Below are 17,508 nucleotides of genomic sequence, written 5' to 3' on the forward strand. Positions count from 1 at the left end.
GCCTGCGGCCTGCGGCCTGCGGCCTGCGGCCTGCGGCCTGCGGCCTGCGGCCTGCGGCCTGCGGCCTGCGGCCTGCGGCCTGCGGGCTACAGCGGCGAGTTGAGGGGTGTCATGAGTGACTACGGGGTCGGCTCCGGAAGTTCATCGGGGGTCGGCGCGACGGACGGTTGGTTGCGCGGCCCGAGGTGCTCAGGTGCACAGACCGCTGCAGGTTGCGTTCACTACGGTCTTAGCGGGGTAGCCCGAGCTCGCCCGCACGCAGCCCGGCCTGGTAGCGGGAGTCGGCCTCCAGCTTGACCATCAGTTCGGCCACGCGCCGCCGGTAGGTGCGTAGCGAAAGGCCGAGCTGCTTGGCCGCCGATTCGTCGGTGAGTCCCGAACCGAGGGTTTTGAGGATCGTGCGGCCTTCAGCATCGAGGTGGGGGATGTTCTTCCGCAGATAGGTGTCGGGATCGACGGCGGTGTCCCAGATCGCCTGGAACAGTGAGTGGACGCCGTCGACCAGGATCTGCGATGTCGTCACGGTGTATTCGCGGCCGGTAGGGGTCTCTGCGCCGGCGAGGATCACCACTCGCCGGTCGATGATGATGGTCTCGTGCGGCAGCAGCGAGCCGCTGATCCGAACGAGAGCCCCCTGGTTCTGCACCAGCCGCAGATGCGCGCGGGCCTCCTCGTCGGCGAGCGCGACCGGGCTGAGCAGCTTGCGGGGGGTGAAGTCCGGGGAGCGCGCAGCGCGCATCCGGTTGCGGATCGCGGCCCTCGCCTGTGGCTGCGAGAAGGTCTTGAGGTCTCGGGCGGCGCACAGGAACTCGGTCTGCGCGGACTCGAAGAGATGGCTGGCACGCACGATCAACTCTGCGTCCCCTCGGACGGAGAACACCTGCTCGTTCCGCATACCTCAAGTCTGGCAGCAAGTTGCCACAAGCTCGCGGGGCGTCGTGGCGGCGGACACCATGACGTTATGACGATCAAGAAGTTCTCCCTCGGCGGAGACCTGACCATCAACCGGCTCGGCTTCGGCGCGATGCGCCTGGCGGCAGGCACCTTTGACGGCCCGCCGCGAGACCCTGAGAACGGCATCGCGGTGCTCCGGCGCTCCGTGGAGCTGGGCGTGAACCACATCGACACGGCCGGCTTCTACCGCAGGGGTGCGGTGCGGGCCAACGAGCTGATCCGCAGGGCGCTGTCCCCGTACCGTGACGATCTGGTGATCGCGACGAAGGTCGGGCCGCTGCCCACGCCAGACGGTGTGCCGAGTGGGCAGGCGACGCCTGATCAGCTGCGCGGCCTGGTCGAGGCGGATCTGCGCTCTCTTGGGCTGGACCGGCTCGACCTGGTCTATCTGCGGGTGGGCGGGATGACCGGGCCGGGCGGCGAGTCGATCGCCGAACGCTTCGCGGTGCTGGCCGAACTCCGGGCGGAGGGGCTGATCCGGCACCTGGGCGTCAGTAACGTCGACGCCGTCCAGTTCGCCGAGGCCCGAGGAATCGCGCCTGTGGCGGCGGTGCAGAACCGGTACACCAGTGACATGGGGCTGCTGGCGGAATGCGAGGAAGGGGGCATCGCGTACGTGCCGTACTTCCCGCTCGGCGGTGGCATCAGTCCGCTGGACGCCGAACGGCTCGGCAAGGTCGCAGCTCGCCTGAGCGCGACCGCCACGCAGGTGCAGCTCGCCGCGCTGCTGGCGACCTCGCCGTCGCTGCTGGCGATTCCGGGCACCGGTTCACTCGATCACCTGGAGGAGAACCTCGCGGCGAACGATCTCAGTCTCAGTGACGAGGACCTGTCCGACCTGCGCGGCTAACTGGTCGGCTCTGGAAGTCGGCTTGCCTGCCATGCCCGTTGCCGCCGCCCGCCCGATATCCCCGACCGTCACCGAGCTGCACCGGTTGAAGAAGGCAGTCTGGGGCCACATGCCCACTCCTCCAGGCCGACCCAGCCCAACTGCCCCGATTGAACCACCCCTCGGTGTCCACGAGCGCGACTCATCTCGTGCCCTGTCGGGAACGGCGGCCTACAACCGGGTATCAGAGCAGCGCCCGGCACCAGTCGGCGGTGCCCAGCCTGCGGGTCTTCAGCGTGTCGAGGCGCCATTCGCCGTGCTTCTTGACTGCGGTGTAGAGCCGTTCGGAACGAAACGGGTGGCCGAGTGGATCACGAACGAGGAGTTCGCATCGGTTGGGCTTGGGATAGTGGACGGAGTGGAGTGTTTCGCGTTCATCCACTTCTGTCGGTGTCCCGATGCTGTGCGGGCGGTAGGTGCGCGGCCGGACGCTGAGATAGGCCGACGCGAGTACGTCTCGCTCTGCACACAGTGCGTTGAGGTCCCGGGCTCGATCGGCGAGCGCGTCCTGTTCCCACTTCGCCATCCGGAGGATGAAGCCGCGTATGACTGCGACAGGGTCGTCGTAGGTCACTTGGGCGGGGGCGACAGAAGGCCAGGGGAGAGCGGGAGGCTCAGGAACGGGTGGCGGAAGAACGGCGCCGGCTTCGACGAGTAGCCGATGAACGTGCGTTGCCCCATCGTTGCCGTGCGATTCACGATTCAGGGAGAGCGCATTCTGGCCGGAGCTGTCCGTGATGGCGACACGCGCGGTGTGCCCAAGCAGGATTCGCACGGCGTCCGCGTGACCCTGTTGGGACGCGAGCATGAGCGGAGTGCGAGCGAAGTCGCCATTGGCGCTGTCTACATCGGCACCGTACTCAAGGAGCACCCGCACAAGGTGCGTGTTCCCTTGTGCAGCGGCCCAGCCCAACGGCGTGAATCCGACGGCAGTGTCACGTGCCTCGATATCGGCAGACGCTGCCAAGAGGACAGCGACCGTATCGAGGTGACCGCTTATGACCGCCTCAAGAAGGGGTGTTCTCCCCGTTCCCCGGGCGCGCACGTCCACGTCGGACTGGGTCTGAACGAGCTTCCGCACTGATTCGGTGTCGCCGCTGCTGCTCGCGCGTAGAAGTGTCATCGTCGTGATCCTTGATCGAGAGCTCTCCGCAGTGCTGGTCATCGTAGGCCGACGGCCGATGCCCGAGCTGAGGCGCGTTTCAGGGGCGCTTGAGCATGCCCCGGAGTTCGGCGACGAGGCCGCCGACGTCGCGTTCCGTGTCGGCTCCGGTGGCCTGCTCGCGCGCGGCGTGCAGGGCGGGTGTGCGGCAGGGGCGGCAGAGGCCGTCGGGGAGTGCTTCGGGCGGGCCGGGTGTGCCGCATTCGGTGCATTCCATCGACAGGCGGCGGACGGTGCTGCTGGGCGTGGCCGGTGTTGGGGTGGTGGGCAGGTGGGGTGGGATCTTGTCGTTGAGGCGGCGGCGCACGAAGCCGATGGGGGAGTCGACCTGGGTGGGAAGTCCGGAGGTGAGGGAATGGGTGAGGTAGTCGGGGTCGACGCCTCGGGTGAACCACTGGGCGGCCAGGGGTTCCAGGACGGTGCAGTCGGCGGCTGAGAGGGCCAGGCGTGGTTCGATTCGGCCCAGTTGGGCCAGAGCGAGGTACGCGGGCGAGGGGTGTGCCGGGGCGGGTTCGGGGGTTCGCTGCTGCGGTACGGCGGGCAGGGGGCCGGGCGCGGTGGGCTGCGCTTCTGGCTCGGCCGGTGTCACGGGGGCCGGGGCCGACGGTTCTGCCCCGGCTTGGGGGGCGGGCGTCCCCGTGGGGATCCGGGGCGGCGTCGGGGGAGCGGTTGCTTCTTGGGCGGCTCGGTCGTTCTCGGCGTCGAGGAAGGCGCTCCACCATTCGTTGTCGCGGGCGGTGCGGGACCAGAACGTACGGGTGACCCAGCGGACCTGGCCGCGCTGCTCGACCCGGCATTGGGCGTGCCGCAGGTGACCGGCCACTCCCAGTGCCCTGAGGGCGCTGCCGACGGCCATCTGCCCGTACCGGGGGATGTTCTTGGCCAGTGACTTGATGTCCATGGCCGCACCGTCGGGCAGGTGGTCGACGTACCCGGCGATGTAGCGCTCACGCTCGGGCAGCAACATGAAGTCGTCCGCGCACGCGGGGTGTTGGTCCGGTGCGGATCGCTTGCCATAGCCGCGGACGGCTTTCGCGTACGGGCGCGAGGATGCGGGCGTACGCAGGGCAGGACTAAGGTTCTCGGTAGCCACGAGATCGCTCGATTCGATCTTGGGGTGAGACCCCGGCCCGGTGGTTCAACACCGTGTCGGGGTCGTTTCGTTGGGGGCACCGTAAGCAGCCGCAACAGCGCGCCGCAAGCTGGTCACAATTAGTCGTTACTTGCTGGTCGTGACGGGTCGGGGAGGGTGGGGAGGGTATCCCCAACCCCCTTCATTTACCAACCGGTTGAACAAGAGCGCTCGAATCCCGGAGCCCGGATCCCGACACCCGGATCCCGAAGCTCAAGCGTCGGGACCGACCCCCTCCACGTACCCACGAAAGAGTGAATCAGCCGGTCCCGGAGCTCGAACCCCGCCCCTCGAAGCCCGGAACTCGGGTACCGAGGGTCGGGTGGCGCTGCTCGACCGACAGACCCGCACGCCACCACCGTCCGTGAATTGCGGAGCCGGTTCCTCAAACGGCACCTCATCGGAATGGCCTGCCGACCGTCTTCTTCGCCATTCGCCCGAGGGACGGCGCTCTCTCCTCGATCCCAACGGACTTACCCTGAAAGGGAGGTGATCCCATGCCGCTGTCGGAGAACATTCGCAGCTTTCGACGCCGTGCCGGCCTGGGTCAAGAACGGCTCGCCGAGCAGGCGGGCCTGTCCCTGGGAGTCGTTCGAAAAGCCGAGCGAGGCGGAAGTGTGCGGGTCGGGACACTTCACATGCTCGCGCCGAACCAGGAGCCGGATGCGGAACCGCAGACGTACGCCATGCTGTGCGTCGTCTGCGGCGAGTCCTCCGCTGCGGCGGAGGACTGGGAGACCCCGCAGGGCTGGGCTCTTTCGCACTCGGGGCGCAATCCGTCCCACCACACGTACCGTGAGCTGATCACCAGACCTTGGCGAACGTGGATGGACTCGTGACGAGGGTCATGGGCCGTGGACTCTGCCTTCATCACCGCACACAAGCTCCGAGCCTCGAGCCCGGCGGCCTGGCCTGGATGCTTTCCTTTTGGTGGGTATCTGAGAAATAAGTGGGTTCTTGGCGGGTGCCTGCGCCGTGATGACCATGGTGCGCATGACGTCTAAGAACAGCTCCTCGATCGAACCTGCCCCCGCAACCGTCACCGTCATCGGCCTCGGCGCCATGGGTCAGGCCCTCGCCGGGGCTTTCCTCGAAGCCGGCCATCGCACCACCATCTGGAACCGCTCGCCGGGCAAGGGCGAAGAGCTCGTCGCCCGGGGTGCCGTACGAGCCGGATCGGTTGAAGAGGCGGTAGGAGCAAGTGAGTTGGTGGTCGTCTGTGTCGTCGACCACGAGGCCTCGCGGCAGATCCTGGCGCCGTTGACGGGCGCGCTCGCCGGGCGTGTGCTGGTCGACCTCACCTCGGACACCCCGGACAGCGTCCGTACCTCCGCGGCCTGGGCGGACGCCCATGCGCTCGACTATCTGGCGGGCGCCGTCATGGTGCCCATCGAGGTGATCGGCGGGCCGGAGGCGCTGATCTTCTACGCGGGGTCGCAGTCCGCGTACGACAGGTACGAGGCCGTGCTCAAGGCGCTCGGAGCGGGCGCCCCGTTCCTGGGCCCGGATCACGGACTCGCCGCCGCGTACGACATGGCGATGCTGGACTTCTTCTACGGGAGCATGGCGGGGCTGGTCCACGCCTTCGCCCTGGCCGGGGCCGAGAACATTCCCGCGGCCGCCATCGCCCCGTATCTGCGGACCATCGTGAACATCCTGCCGCCCATAGTGGCCGGGACGGCGGCCGATATCGACGCGAAGGACTACAACGGCGCGGGTGCCAACCTCGCCATGATGACCGCCGGTGTCGACCACGTGCTGCACTCGTCCCGCAGCAGAGGCCTGGACTCGGCCCAACTGGAGGCGATCAAGGCCGTCTGCGACCGTGCCATTGCCAAGGGGCACGGCGTCGACTCCTGGGCGAGCACGGTCGAGGCGATCGGCGGCTGAGCGGGCGGGCACGGCAAGGGCCCGCGACCGGACCTCGGGTTCCAGCGGTCGTCGCGGGCCCCTCCGCCGGATCACATCGGCTTGAACCAGACCGTCGCCAGCGGTGGCAGCGTCAGCAGGATGCTGCCGGGACGACCGTGCGCGGCCACCCGTTCCGGCTTCAGCGGGCCGGGGTGGTGCACGTCGCTGCCGCCGTACCGGGCGGCGTCCGTGTTGAGAACCTCCGCCCACGCGACCTGACCGCCGAGGACGTCCGGCACGCCGATGCGGTAGTCCTGCCGCACCACCGGGGAGAAGTTGCAGACGGCGAGCAGTGGCGAGCCGTGCGCGTCGTAGCGCAGGAAGGCGAAGGCGTTGTCCTCGGCCGCGCCACCGTCCACCCAGTCGAAGCCCTCCGGGACGGTGTCGCGCTGCCAGAGCGCCGGCGTGGCGGCGTACACCGCGTTCAGGTCGCCGACCAGGGTGCGTACGCCCCGGTGGTCGCTCTCCGCCTCGTACGAGGGGTCGAGCAGCCACCATTCCGGGCCGTGCCCCTCCGACCACTCCGCTCCCTGCGCGAACTCCTGCCCCATGAAAAGAAGTTGCTTGCCCGGATGGGCCCACATGAAGCCGAGGTACGCCCGGTGGTTGGCGCGCCGCTGCCACCAGTCGCCGGGCATCTTGCTGACCAGTGCCTGCTTTCCGTGCACCACCTCGTCGTGCGAGATCGGCAGGACGTAGTTCTCGCTGTACGCGTACACCATCGAGAAGGTCATCTCGTTGTGGTGGTACTTGCGGTGCACCGGCTCCTTCGACATGTACTGGAGGGAGTCGTGCATCCAGCCCATGTTCCACTTCAGCCCGAAGCCGAGTCCGCCGAAACCGTCGGAACCGACATGGTGGGTGGCGCGGGTGACGCCGTTCCAGGCGGTGGACTCCTCGGCGATGGTGACGACACCGGGATTGCGCCGGTAGACGGTGGCGTTCATCTCCTGGAGGAAGGAGACGGCATCCAGATTCTCCCGGCCGCCATGCTCGTTCGGGGACCAGTTCCCGTCCTCGCGCGAGTAGTCGAGATAGAGCATCGAGGCGACGGCGTCGACCCGCAGCCCGTCGACGTGGAACTCCTCGCACCAGTAAGTCGCGTTGGCGACAAGGAAGTTGCGCACCTCCTTGCGCCCGTAGTCGAACTCCAGCGTGCCCCAGTCCGGATGCGCCGCCCGCGACGGGTCCGAGTGCTCGTACAGCGGACGGCCGTCGAATTCCGCGAGCGCCCAGTCGTCGCGCGGGAAGTGTGCGGGCACCCAGTCGACGATGACGCCGATGCCGGCCCGGTGCAGCGCGTCGACGAGGAAGCGGAAGTCGTCCGGTGTGCCCAGACGCGACGTCGGGGCGTAGAAGCCGGTGACCTGGTAGCCCCACGAACCGCCGAAGGGATGCTCGGAGACCGGCATCATCTCCACATGCGTGAACCCCAGATCCTTTACGTATCGGGGGAGTTGGCCGGCCAGCTCGCGGTACGTGAGCCCCGGGCGCCAGGACGGCAGATGCACCTCGTACACGGAGAACGGCGCCTCGTGCACCGGTACGTCGCCCCGGTGGGCCATCCACTCCCGGTCCCGCCACTCGTGGTGCGAGGCCGTCACGATCGAGGCGGTGGCGGGCGGGACCTCGGTGCGGCGGGCCATCGGGTCGGCGCGCGTGGTGTGCGAACCGTCCGGGCGGCAGATGTCGAACTTGTAGAGCGCGCCCTCCCCGATTCCCGGCAGGAACAGCTCCCACACCCCGCTGGAGCCGAGCGAACGCATCGGGAAACCGGTGCCGTCCCAGAAGTTGAAGTCGCCGACGACCCGCACCCCGCGCGCGTCGGGGGCCCATACGGTGAACCGGGTGCCCGGGACGCCCTGGTGTTCCATGGGCTGCGCGCCGAGGGCGGTCCACAGCTCCTCGTGTCGTCCCTCGCCGATCAGATGCAGATCGAGATCGCCGAGCGCGGGCAGGAAGCGGTACGGGTCCTGCACCTCGATCTCGTTGTCGTCGTAGGCGACCAGGAGTTGGTACTCGGGGAGCGCGGGCATCGGCAGCAGGCCCGAGAAGAGGCCGTCGCCGTCGTCGTGCAGCCGGACCCGCAGTCCCTTGGCGAGCACGGTGACGGACCGCGCGAAGGGGCGCAGCACCCGGAAGGTCACACCGCTGCGGCCCATGTGGGCGCCGAGCAGGTCGTGCGGGGCGTAGTGCTCGCCGCACAGCAGCCGGGCCCGGTCGCCCTCGTCCAGGGGGTGTGCCTTGCGTACTCCCTGGCTGCCGGCGCCTTCCCGGCGACGCGGCGGCGTAGCGCCGGAACGGGAACCGGCACCAGTGGCGACACCGGCATCAGCAGCGGCTCGCCCGGCCGCCGGCTTCTGCCGCTCGGCGGGGGTGGCCGGTTCCGGAGAGGGCTGGGCGGCCACCTTCGCCGGGGCCGCGGCGGATACCTTCCCGGCCGGTGTCACCGGCGGGGCTTGGGGGGCCTCGACCTCGGTCTCGGCCTTGATCTCGGCTTCGGTGCGGGCGGGCGATTTACGGGACGGCTTGCGGGCGGTCACAGGGACAGCCTCCTCGGAGGGTATTGGCGGAGCGGAGCGGGAGGAACCGGTACGGGAACGGGACGGGGACGGGCGGCGGCCTCGAACCGGGCGACAGGGGCGGCGTCCCCGGGCCGTCAGTCGGCGACGGCGGCCAGGCGCTGGATCGCCGCCATCGGGACCGGCAGCCAATCGGGCCGGTGACGTGCCTCGTACAGCACCTCGTACACCGCCTTGTCGGTCTCATGGGCGCGCAGCAGCTCCGGTTCACTGCGCGGGTCGACACCCGCGGCCTCGGCGTACCCCTCGCAGTAGGCGGTCCGGCAGCGCGCCGCCCACGCGGCGTTCCACGGGCGGTGCGAGCGGGCCGCGTAGTCGAAGGAGCGGAGCATGCCCGCGATGTCGCGCACCGGGGGCTGCGGCCGGCGGCGCTCGGGCAGTGGCCGGGCCGGTTCGCCCTCGAAGTCGATCAGCGACCAGAAGCCGTCGGCCGCGCGCAACGTCTGGCCGAGGTGGAGATCGCCGTGGACCCGCTGGGCCGCCCAGTTGCGGCCCCGGTGCCCCAGCGCGGCCACCGCGTCGAAGGCGGTGCGCAGTCCGGGGACGTACGGCATGAGCGCCGGTACCGCGTGCGCGGCGGCCTCCAGGCGCTGCACCATCGCGGCGGCGAGATGCTCGGTCTGGGCGCGGCGCAGAGCGGGCTGCGGCAGGGCGACGGCGAGCGCGGTGTGGACCTCGGCGGTGGCTCTGCCGAGGGCGTGTGCCTCGCCGGTGAAGTCGAGGCCCTTGGCGAGGGCGCGCAGAGCGAGCTGCCAGCCGTCCTCCGCGCCGCGCAGGAACGGTTGCAGGACACCGAGGGTGAGCGGCTCGGGGGCGGCGGACTCGAACCAGGCGACGGGGGCGGGCACCCGTCCGCAGCCCTCGCGCGCGAGCGCGAGCGGCAGTTCCAGATCGGGGTTGGTGCCCGGGAAGATCCGGCGGAAGATCTTGAGGATGTAGGCGTTGCCGTAGACGAGCGAGGTGTTGGACTGCTCGGTGTCGAGCAGTCGCGGCGCGAGCCCCGCGGCGATCGGGGCGCCGCCCCGGTCGAAGCGCAGCGCGCCGAGGGTGCCGGGCGTACGGAACCGCTCCAGCAGGAGTTCCGCGAGGCGCGGGTCGTGCAGCCCCTCGTAGACGGTGCGGCCGGCGAGCGGCCCGTCCGTCACATGGCCGATGAGCGCGGGCGCCAGCCGCGGCGGCAGCACGGACCGTACGCCGAGCAGGATTTGGTAGCAGTCGTCCGGCGACTGCCCCGGCATGGACGGCTGATGGGCCCGGACCAGCAGATGGAGCAGCCCGGTGCGGGCGCCGACCTGGCCGGTGTCCACCGGCAGCATCTCGGTCGCCGACAGCAGCGAGAAGGCCGCGATCGGCTGTCCCTTGCCCGCGAACCACCTTTGCCGGGGCAGCCATTCGTGCAACAAGGGAGCGAGAGACGGGAGCAGAGCTGTGCTGTCAGCCAGGGCGACCCGAGTGGGCGCAGCCTCCGACATGGCATCGCGTCCTTTCCCCGGGCACACCACAGGATGCGAAGAGTGTCCCGGATTGCGGCATTAGCTGTCCGGCTGTGCGGGACGTGTCGGGTCAGGATGGTCCGTACGGACTCGACTCGAAGGGTTCGAAACGCCAGCAGGGACCCGGAAGGTCCCGGAAGTGCTCGATGTGGGGGAGAGTGCCCCGTGCGGGGCGGCGGAAACCGCCCCGCGGTGGGTGGTGGGAAGTGGCGCCCGGTCAGTTCGGCGGCGCGTCCTTGCGCAGTCGGAACCAGTAGAAACCGTGTCCGGCGAGAGTCAGCAGGTAGGGCAACTCACCGATGGCGGGGAAGCGCACCCCGCCGATCAGCTCCACCGGATGACGCCCGTCGAACGACCGCAGATCGACCTCCGTCGGCTGCGCGAACCGCGAGAAGTTGTGCACGCACAGCACGAGATCGTCCCCGTGCTCCCGGGTGAAGGCGAGCACCGCGGGGTTCGACGACGGCAGTTCGCTGAACGAACCGAGACCGAAGGCGGGGTTCTGCTTACGGATCTCGATCATCCGCCGCGTCCAGTGCAGCAGCGACGACGGAGAGGCCATCGACGCCTCGACATTGGTGACTTGATAGCCGTAGACCGGATCCATGATCGTGGGGAGGTAGAGCCGCCCGGGGTCGCTGGAGGAGAATCCGGCGTTCCGGTCGGGGGTCCACTGCATGGGTGTGCGGACCGCGTCCCGGTCGCCCAGCCAGATGTTGTCACCCATCCCGATCTCGTCCCCGTAGTAGAGGATCGGGGAGCCGGGCAGGGACAGCAGCAGCGCCGTGAACAGCTCGATCTGGTTGCGGTCGTTGTCCAGCAGAGGGGCGAGCCGCCGCCGGATGCCGATGTTGGCCCGCATCCGCGGATCCTTGGCGTACTCCGCGTACATGTAGTCGCGCTCTTCGTCCGTGACCATTTCGAGGGTGAGTTCGTCGTGGTTGCGCAGGAAGATGCCCCACTGGCAGTTCTCCGGGATCGCCGGTGTCTTCGCCAGGATTTCGGAGACCGGGTAGCGGCTCTCGCGCCGGACAGCCATGAAGATCCGCGGCATCACCGGGAAGTGGAACGCCATGTGGCACTCGTCGCCGCCGGCCTGGAACTCGCCGAAGTAGTCGACGACGTCCTCCGGCCACTGGTTGGCCTCGGCGAGCAGCACGGTGTCCGGGTAGTGCGCGTCGATCTCCTTGCGGACCCGCTTGAGGAAGTCGTGGGTCTCCGGGAGGTTCTCGCAGTTGGTGCCCTCGCGCTGGTAGAGGTACGGCACGGCGTCCACGCGGAAGCCGTCGATGCCGAGGTCCAGCCAGAAGCGCAGCGCGGAGATGATCTCCTCCTGCACCGCCGGGTTCTCGTAGTTGAGATCGGGCTGGTGGGAGAAGAACCGGTGCCAGTAGTACTGCTTGCGCACCGGGTCGAAGGTCCAGTTGGACGTCTCCGTGTCGACGAAGATGATCCGGGCGTCCGGGAACTGCTTGTCGTCGTCGGCCCAGACGTAGTAGTCGCCGTACGGCCCGTCGGGGTCGGTGCGGGACTGCTGGAACCACTCGTGCTGATCGCTCGTGTGGTTCATGACGAAGTCGATGATCACGCGCATGCCGCGCTGGTGCGCGGCGTCGACGAACTCCACGAAATCGGCCAGGTCGCCGAACTCCGGGAGTACGGCGGTGTAGTCGGAGACGTCGTAACCGCCGTCGCGCAGGGGTGACTTGAAGAACGGCGGCAGCCAGAGGCAGTCGACGCCGAGCCACTGCAGGTAGTCCAGCTTGGCGGTGATGCCCTTGAGATCCCCGATGCCGTCGCCGTTGGAGTCCTGGAAGGACCGGACGAGGACCTCGTAGAAAACGGCGCGCTTGAACCAGTCGGGATCGCGGTCCTTGGCCGGGGTGTCCTCGAACAGGTCGTGGACGGGCTCATTGACGATCATGGTGTGGGTGACCCTCCGGTCGGCGGGGACGGTCGCAGGACGACGATGTGCGCGGGCGTGACACCCGGCTCCAGACGCACATAGAAGGTCCTGCCCCAGTGATAGGAATCGCCGGTGAGCTCGTCGCGCACCGGCACGCTCTCGTGCCGGTCGAGGCCGAGTCGCGGCATGTCCAACGAGACCGTGGCCTCGTGGGTGTGGTGCGGGTCGAGGTTGACGACCACCAGAACGATGTTCGAACCCGAACGCTTGCTGTAGACGATCAACGCGTCGTTGTCGACGGAGTGGAAGTGCACATCGCGCAGTTGCTGCAGCGCAGGGTGGCGGCGCCTGATGCGGTTGAGGCGGGTGATGAGCGGGGCCAGTGAGCGGCCCTCGCGCTCCGCCGACTCCCAGTCCCTGGGCCGGATCTCATACTTCTCCGAGTGGAGGTACTCCTCGCTGCCCGGCCGGATCGGGGTGTTCTCGCACAGTTCGTACCCCGCGTACACGCCCCAGGTCGGCGAGAGCGTGGCGGCGAGAACGGCCCGCGCCTCGAAGGCCGGACGGCCGCCGTCCTGTAGGTAGCCCGGCAGGATGTCCGGGGTGTTCACGAAGAAGTTGGGGCGCATGTAGGAGGCGGTCTCGCCCGACAACTCCGTCACGTAGTCGGTGATTTCCTGCTTGCTGTTGCGCCAGGTGAAATACGTGTAGGACTGCTGGAAGCCGATGGCGGCGAGCGTACGCATCATCGCGGGACGGGTGAATGCCTCGGCCAGGAAGATCACATCCGGGTCGGTCCGGTTGATATCGGCGATCACCTTCTCCCAGAAGATCACCGGTTTGGTGTGCGGATTGTCGACGCGGTAGATCCGTACCCCGTGACCCATCCAGAAACGGAGAATGCGCCCGGTCTCCTCGACCAGGCCGCGCAGGTCCTTTTCGAAGGCGATCGGATAGATGTCCTGGTATTTCTTCGGCGGATTCTCCGCGTACGCGATCGTGCCGTCCGCGCGGTGGTGGAACCACTCGGGATGTTTTTCGACCCAGGGGTGGTCGGGGGAACACTGGAGCGCGAAATCAAGCGCGATCTCCATGCGCAGGGTGCGGGCGGTCGCGACGAAATGATCGAAGTCGTCGAGCGTGCCGAGCTCGGGATGGACGGCGTCGTGACCGCCCTCGGCCGAACCGATCGCCCAGGGCACGCCCACGTCGTGGGGAGAGGGGGAGAGCGAGTTGTCGGGGCCCTTGCGATGGGTGGTTCCGATGGGGTGGACGGGCGGGAGGTAGACGACGTCGAAACCCATGGCGGCGACCGCGGGAAGCCGTTCGGCGGCCGTACGGAAGGTGCCGCTGATGATCCTCTCCGGTTGTACCGCCGCCTTTCCCGCCCTGCCGGCTCTGCCCTTCTTCGCCGTACCGGCGGGCTTGGCCGGTACCACCCTGGCGCCCTCCGAGCGGGGGAACAGCTCGTACCAGGAGCCGAACAGGGCCCGCCGGCGCTCGACCAGCAGGGGGAGCGGATGGGAAGCGGTGACCAGTTCGCGCAGCGGGTGACGGGCGAGCGCGGCCCGCGCCTCGGGGATGAGCGCCGCGGTGAGCCGGGCCGCGGCCGGGCGGGACTCGTCGCGCAGGGCGTCGGCCGCGTCCAGCACCGCCTCGCGCCCGTCCCGTTTGGGCACGCCCGCGGCGGCCCGTTCGTACAGCTCGGCGCCCTCCGCCAGGACGAGCGCGGTGTCGATCCGGGCCGGGACCTTGATCCGGGCCCGCTGTTGCCAGGTGGTGACCGGATCGCTCCAGGCCTCGACCGTATACGTCCAGCGGCCCTCGGATGCCGGGGTGACATCGGCGCCCCATCGGTCGGTACCGGGGGCGAGCTCGCGCATCGGCGTCCAGGGACCGGGGCGCCCGTTCGGATCCAGCAGGACCACATTGGCGGCGACGGCGTCATGGCCCTCCCGGAAGACGGTCGCGGTGACCTGGAACGTCTCGCCGGCAACGGCCTTGGCGGGCCTTCTGCCGCAGTCGACGAGTGGGCGGACGTCGAGGACGGGAATGCGACCGATCATGGAATCACCTGGGGACTGGGGCTCGGACCGAACGGGACGCGACGCGACCGCGGAGGGCGGAATGCGCGCACCGCGACCGATGGGGTCCGTCCTTTCTAGCTGCTCTGTTGACGACTGACGGGGTGTGGGCATGGCCGCTCCTGTCCGCATTCACTCGAATGGCACTCGAATGGCTGGGGTGCGGATGTGTTTCGCGGAGGTAAACCGGCTGGACACCGGCCCCGCGGGTGCCTCGTATTCGTGCTGCATTCAGGCGGCATTCGCATGTTCCCGTGATGCACTCGGGCTCCGTACCGGAGAAGCCTTCCCACAGTTCCCGGGAGGCCAATCCGGTGGTGTGTCAACTACTCGGGCGTATCTGTAACGAACTGAATGCGCCGAGCGCTGCCGCACGTGCGCGGGCTCGTCGGTGCTTCCCGGACGCCACTGCGCAGCTTTCCCCTTGGTGCGAGGTGCCACAAGACCGGACGAGGGAAGGGAATCGGCCATTACCTGCGGGGCGGATGTGTAATTACGGGCCGCGAGAGGTACCGGGTGCGGATGAGGCGGGGGCGGGCTGCGCGGAGATCGCCCTCGGGCGGAAACGGGGTGGAACCCGGGCGGAAACGGGGCGGCACCGGGTGTGTCCTGCGGTCGGCGGCGCGCGCGGCGAGCCGGTCGCGCGCCACGGTTGCGGGGCGTGGTTGCGGGGCGCGGGCCACGGTTGCGGGGCGCGGCCCACGGCTGATGTCGAGGGTGACGGAGCGGCGCACACCGTGGTGCGTCCCCTCGGATCCGTACGTCCCCTGTAATGGTGGAATACGTGAAGGCCATCCGTCGATTCACCGTGCGTCCCGTCCTCCCCGATCCCCTTCAACCGCTCAGCGACCTCGCCCGCAATCTGCGCTGGTCCTGGCACACCGAGACCCGTGAGCTCTTCCAGGCCGTCGACCCGGAGGTCCGGCGGACGGCGGAGTGCGACCCCGTGCGGCTGCTCGGTGCCGTGTCCGCCGGGCGACTCGCCGAGCTCGCCCGCGACGAGCAGTTCCTGCACCGGCTGACCGAGGCGTCCGCGGACCTCCGGGACTACCTGGACGGACCCAGGTGGTACCAGGAGCAACTGGCCCAGGGGGCGGAACTGCCGGCCGCCGTCGCCTATTTCTCACCCGAGTTCGGGGTGACCGCCGCTCTGCCCCAGTACTCCGGCGGACTCGGCATCCTCGCCGGGGACCACCTGAAGGCCGCCAGCGACCTCGGCGTCCCCCTCGTCGCGGTCGGACTGCTCTACCGGCACGGCTACTTCCGCCAGAGCCTGTCCCGCGACGGCTGGCAGCAGGAGCACTACCCCGTACTCGATCCGAACGAGCTGCCGCTCACCCTGATGCGCGAAGCCGACGGCACCCCGAGCCGGGTGGTGCTCACCCTGCCCGGTGGCCGTTCGCTGCACGCCCACATCTGGCAGGCCCAGGTGGGACGCGTCCCGCTGCTGATGCTCGACTCCGCCGTGGAGGAGAACGCGCCGGGCGAACGCGAAGTGACCGACCGGCTGTACGGCGGCGGCAGCGAGCACCGGCTGCTCCAGGAGATGCTCCTGGGCATCGGCGGCGTACGTGCGGTACGGACGTACTGCCGTCTCACCGGGCATCCGGCACCCGAGGTGTTCCACACCAACGAGGGGCACGCCGGATTCCTCGGGCTCGAACGCATCCGTGAACTCTCCGGCACCGGGCTGGACTTCGACTCCGCGGTGGAGTCCGTACGGGCCGGAACGATCTTCACCACCCACACGCCCGTGCCCGCCGGGATCGACCGGTTCGACCGCGAACTCGTCGCCCGGCACTTCGGGGACGAGGGCGAACTCCCGGGGGTGGGCGTCGAACGCATCCTGCAACTGGGCATGGAGACCTTCCCCGGCGGCGAGCCCGAGCTCTTCAACATGGCGGTCATGGGACTGCGGCTGGCCCAGCGGGCCAACGGGGTCTCCACCCTCCACGGCTCGGTCAGCCGGGAGATGTTCGCCGGGCTGTGGCCGGGCTTCGACGCGGCGGAGGTGCCGATCACCTCGGTGACCAACGGGGTCCACGCGCCCACCTGGGTCGCGCCCGAGATCCTCCGGCTGCGCAAGGACTACGGCGGCACACCCGGCCGCTGGGACTCCGCCGCCGACGTCCCGGACCGGGAACTCTGGGATCTGCGGCGGTCACTGCGCGCACAACTGGTCGACGAGGTGCGGAGACGGCTCTACGCCTCCTGGCGTGACCGGGGCGCAGAAGCCGCCGAACTCGGCTGGATCGACAACGTGCTGGACCCGGACGTGCTGACCATCGGCTTCGCCCGGCGGGTCCCCTCGTACAAGCGGCTGACGCTGATGCTGCGCGACCGCGACCGGCTGCGGGAACTGCTGCTCCACCCCACCCGCCCGATCCAGATCGTGGTCGCCGGCAAGGCCCACCCCGCCGACGACGGCGGGAAGCGACTGGTGCGGGAGCTGGTGCGGTTCTCCGACGATCCACGGGTGCGCCACCGCATCGTGTTCCTGCCGGACTACGGGATGGCCATGGCGCAGAAGCTCTACCCGGGCTGCGACGTCTGGCTGAACAACCCCCTGCGCCCGCTGGAGGCCTGTGGTACGAGCGGCATGAAGGCGGCGCTCAACGGCTGCCTCAACCTCTCGGTCCTCGACGGGTGGTGGGACGAATGGTTCGAGCCGGACTTCGGCTGGGCGATCCCGACGGCCGACGGTCTGGCCCTGGACGAGGACCGCCGTGACGATCTCGAGGCCGGCGCCCTCTACGAGCTGATCGAGGACAGGATCGCGCCGCGCTTCTACGACCGGGGCGGCGAGGGGCTCCCCGAACGCTGGATCGAGATGGTCCGCCGCACCCTGGGTACGCTCGGGCCCAAGGTTCTGGCGGGGCGCATGGTGACCGAGTACGTGGAGCGGCTGTACGCGCCCGCCGCGCTCGCCCAGCGTGCGCTGGACCCCGGCGCCGCGCGGCAGCTCGCCGGCTGGAAGGCCCGGGTCCGCGCCGCCTGGCCGCGCGTCGCCGTCGACCACGTGGTGGCGGTGGCGCCCGACACGGCGGGCGGTTCGGCCGAGCTGGGGTCGACGCTGGTGCTGCGGGTCCGGATCGACCTCGGGGCGCTGGAGCCGGACGATGTGGAGGTGCAGGCGGTGGCCGGCCGGGTGGACGCCGCCGACGGGATCTCGGACGCCCAGCTCTTCCCGCTGAAGCCCGCCGGGGGCCAGGACCTGGACGGCCGCTGGCTGTACGAGGGTCCGCTGGCCCTCGACCGCACCGGCCCGTACGGCTATACCGTGCGGGTGCTCCCCGCCCATCCGCTGCTGGCGACCGGCGCGGAGCTCGGCCTGGTCGCGCTGCCCACGGAGTCGGCGGGGGACGGCGCGGGCGTGCTGATGCGCTGACGTACCG

11 protein-coding genes are annotated in these 17,508 nt (G+C 69.4%); 4 read left to right on the forward strand and 7 right to left on the reverse strand.

Features of this window, described 5'->3' with window-relative positions; genetic code table 11:
• Positions 1–229: 229 nt before the first annotated feature.
• Positions 230–895, reverse strand: a complete 666-nt coding sequence (locus ACFU8Q_RS02840; protein ID WP_384447023.1) for a DNA-binding response regulator — start codon at positions 893–895, stop codon at positions 230–232.
• A 66-nt stretch (positions 896–961) separates the two neighbouring features.
• On the opposite strand from ACFU8Q_RS02840, the gene ACFU8Q_RS02845 reads away from it, so the two are divergent.
• Positions 962–1,804, forward strand: coding sequence for an oxidoreductase (locus ACFU8Q_RS02845; RefSeq protein WP_384447024.1), 843 nt, complete (start codon positions 962–964; stop codon positions 1,802–1,804).
• A gap of 223 nt (positions 1,805–2,027) precedes the next feature.
• Here ACFU8Q_RS02845 and ACFU8Q_RS02850 read toward each other — a convergent pair whose 3' ends face one another.
• Together ACFU8Q_RS02850 and ACFU8Q_RS02855 are read right to left on the reverse strand one after the other, a co-directional pair.
• The gene (locus ACFU8Q_RS02850) at positions 2,028–2,966 is read right to left on the reverse strand and encodes an ankyrin repeat domain-containing protein (RefSeq protein WP_384447026.1); all 939 of its coding nucleotides are present in this window, start codon (positions 2,964–2,966) and stop codon (positions 2,028–2,030) included.
• Positions 2,967–3,045: 79 nt separating this feature from the next.
• A complete protein-coding gene (locus ACFU8Q_RS02855; RefSeq protein WP_384447028.1) occupies positions 3,046–4,098 on the reverse strand; it encodes a MarR family transcriptional regulator in 1,053 nt (350 codons plus the stop codon).
• 677 nt (positions 4,099–4,775) lie between these two features.
• Here ACFU8Q_RS02855 and ACFU8Q_RS02860 point away from each other — a divergent pair.
• Entirely contained in the window at positions 4,776–4,976 is a 201-nt protein-coding gene (locus tag ACFU8Q_RS02860; protein WP_384447029.1) for a hypothetical protein, read from the forward strand.
• A gap of 154 nt (positions 4,977–5,130) precedes the next feature.
• Positions 5,131–6,027 carry an NAD(P)-dependent oxidoreductase gene (locus ACFU8Q_RS02865; RefSeq protein ID WP_384447030.1) on the forward strand — a complete coding sequence of 299 codons (897 nt, stop codon included), beginning with the start codon at positions 5,131–5,133 and terminating at the stop codon, positions 6,025–6,027.
• Between the two features lie 71 nt (positions 6,028–6,098).
• On the opposite strand, the gene glgB is transcribed toward ACFU8Q_RS02865, so the two are convergent.
• From glgB to ACFU8Q_RS02885, 4 genes are all read right to left on the reverse strand, one after another.
• Positions 6,099–8,591: a 1,4-alpha-glucan branching enzyme gene (glgB, locus tag ACFU8Q_RS02870; RefSeq protein ID WP_384447032.1), complete on the reverse strand. Its 2,493-nt coding sequence runs from the start codon at positions 8,589–8,591 to the stop codon at positions 6,099–6,101.
• A gap of 116 nt (positions 8,592–8,707) precedes the next feature.
• Positions 8,708–10,102, reverse strand: a complete 1,395-nt coding sequence (locus tag ACFU8Q_RS02875; protein WP_384447034.1) for a maltokinase — start codon at positions 10,100–10,102, stop codon at positions 8,708–8,710.
• Positions 10,103–10,340: 238 nt separating this feature from the next.
• A complete protein-coding gene (treS, locus tag ACFU8Q_RS02880; RefSeq protein ID WP_384447036.1) occupies positions 10,341–12,047 on the reverse strand; it encodes a maltose alpha-D-glucosyltransferase in 1,707 nt (568 codons plus the stop codon).
• The gene (locus ACFU8Q_RS02885; protein WP_384447037.1) at positions 12,044–14,095 is read right to left on the reverse strand and encodes an alpha-1,4-glucan--maltose-1-phosphate maltosyltransferase; all 2,052 of its coding nucleotides are present in this window, start codon (positions 14,093–14,095) and stop codon (positions 12,044–12,046) included. Before ACFU8Q_RS02885 ends, treS begins: the two co-directional genes overlap by 4 nt.
• Before the next feature lie 802 nt (positions 14,096–14,897).
• On the opposite strand from ACFU8Q_RS02885, the gene glgP reads away from it, so the two are divergent.
• Positions 14,898–17,501 carry an alpha-glucan family phosphorylase gene (gene glgP, locus ACFU8Q_RS02890; protein ID WP_384447106.1) on the forward strand — a complete coding sequence of 868 codons (2,604 nt, stop codon included), beginning with the start codon at positions 14,898–14,900 and terminating at the stop codon, positions 17,499–17,501.
• Positions 17,502–17,508 lie beyond the last annotated feature (7 nt).

Origin of the sequence: Streptomyces sp. NPDC057543 (assembly GCF_042801895.1) — a bacterium.
In the GTDB taxonomy this organism is placed as follows: Bacteria; Actinomycetota; Actinomycetes; order Streptomycetales; family Streptomycetaceae; genus Streptomyces.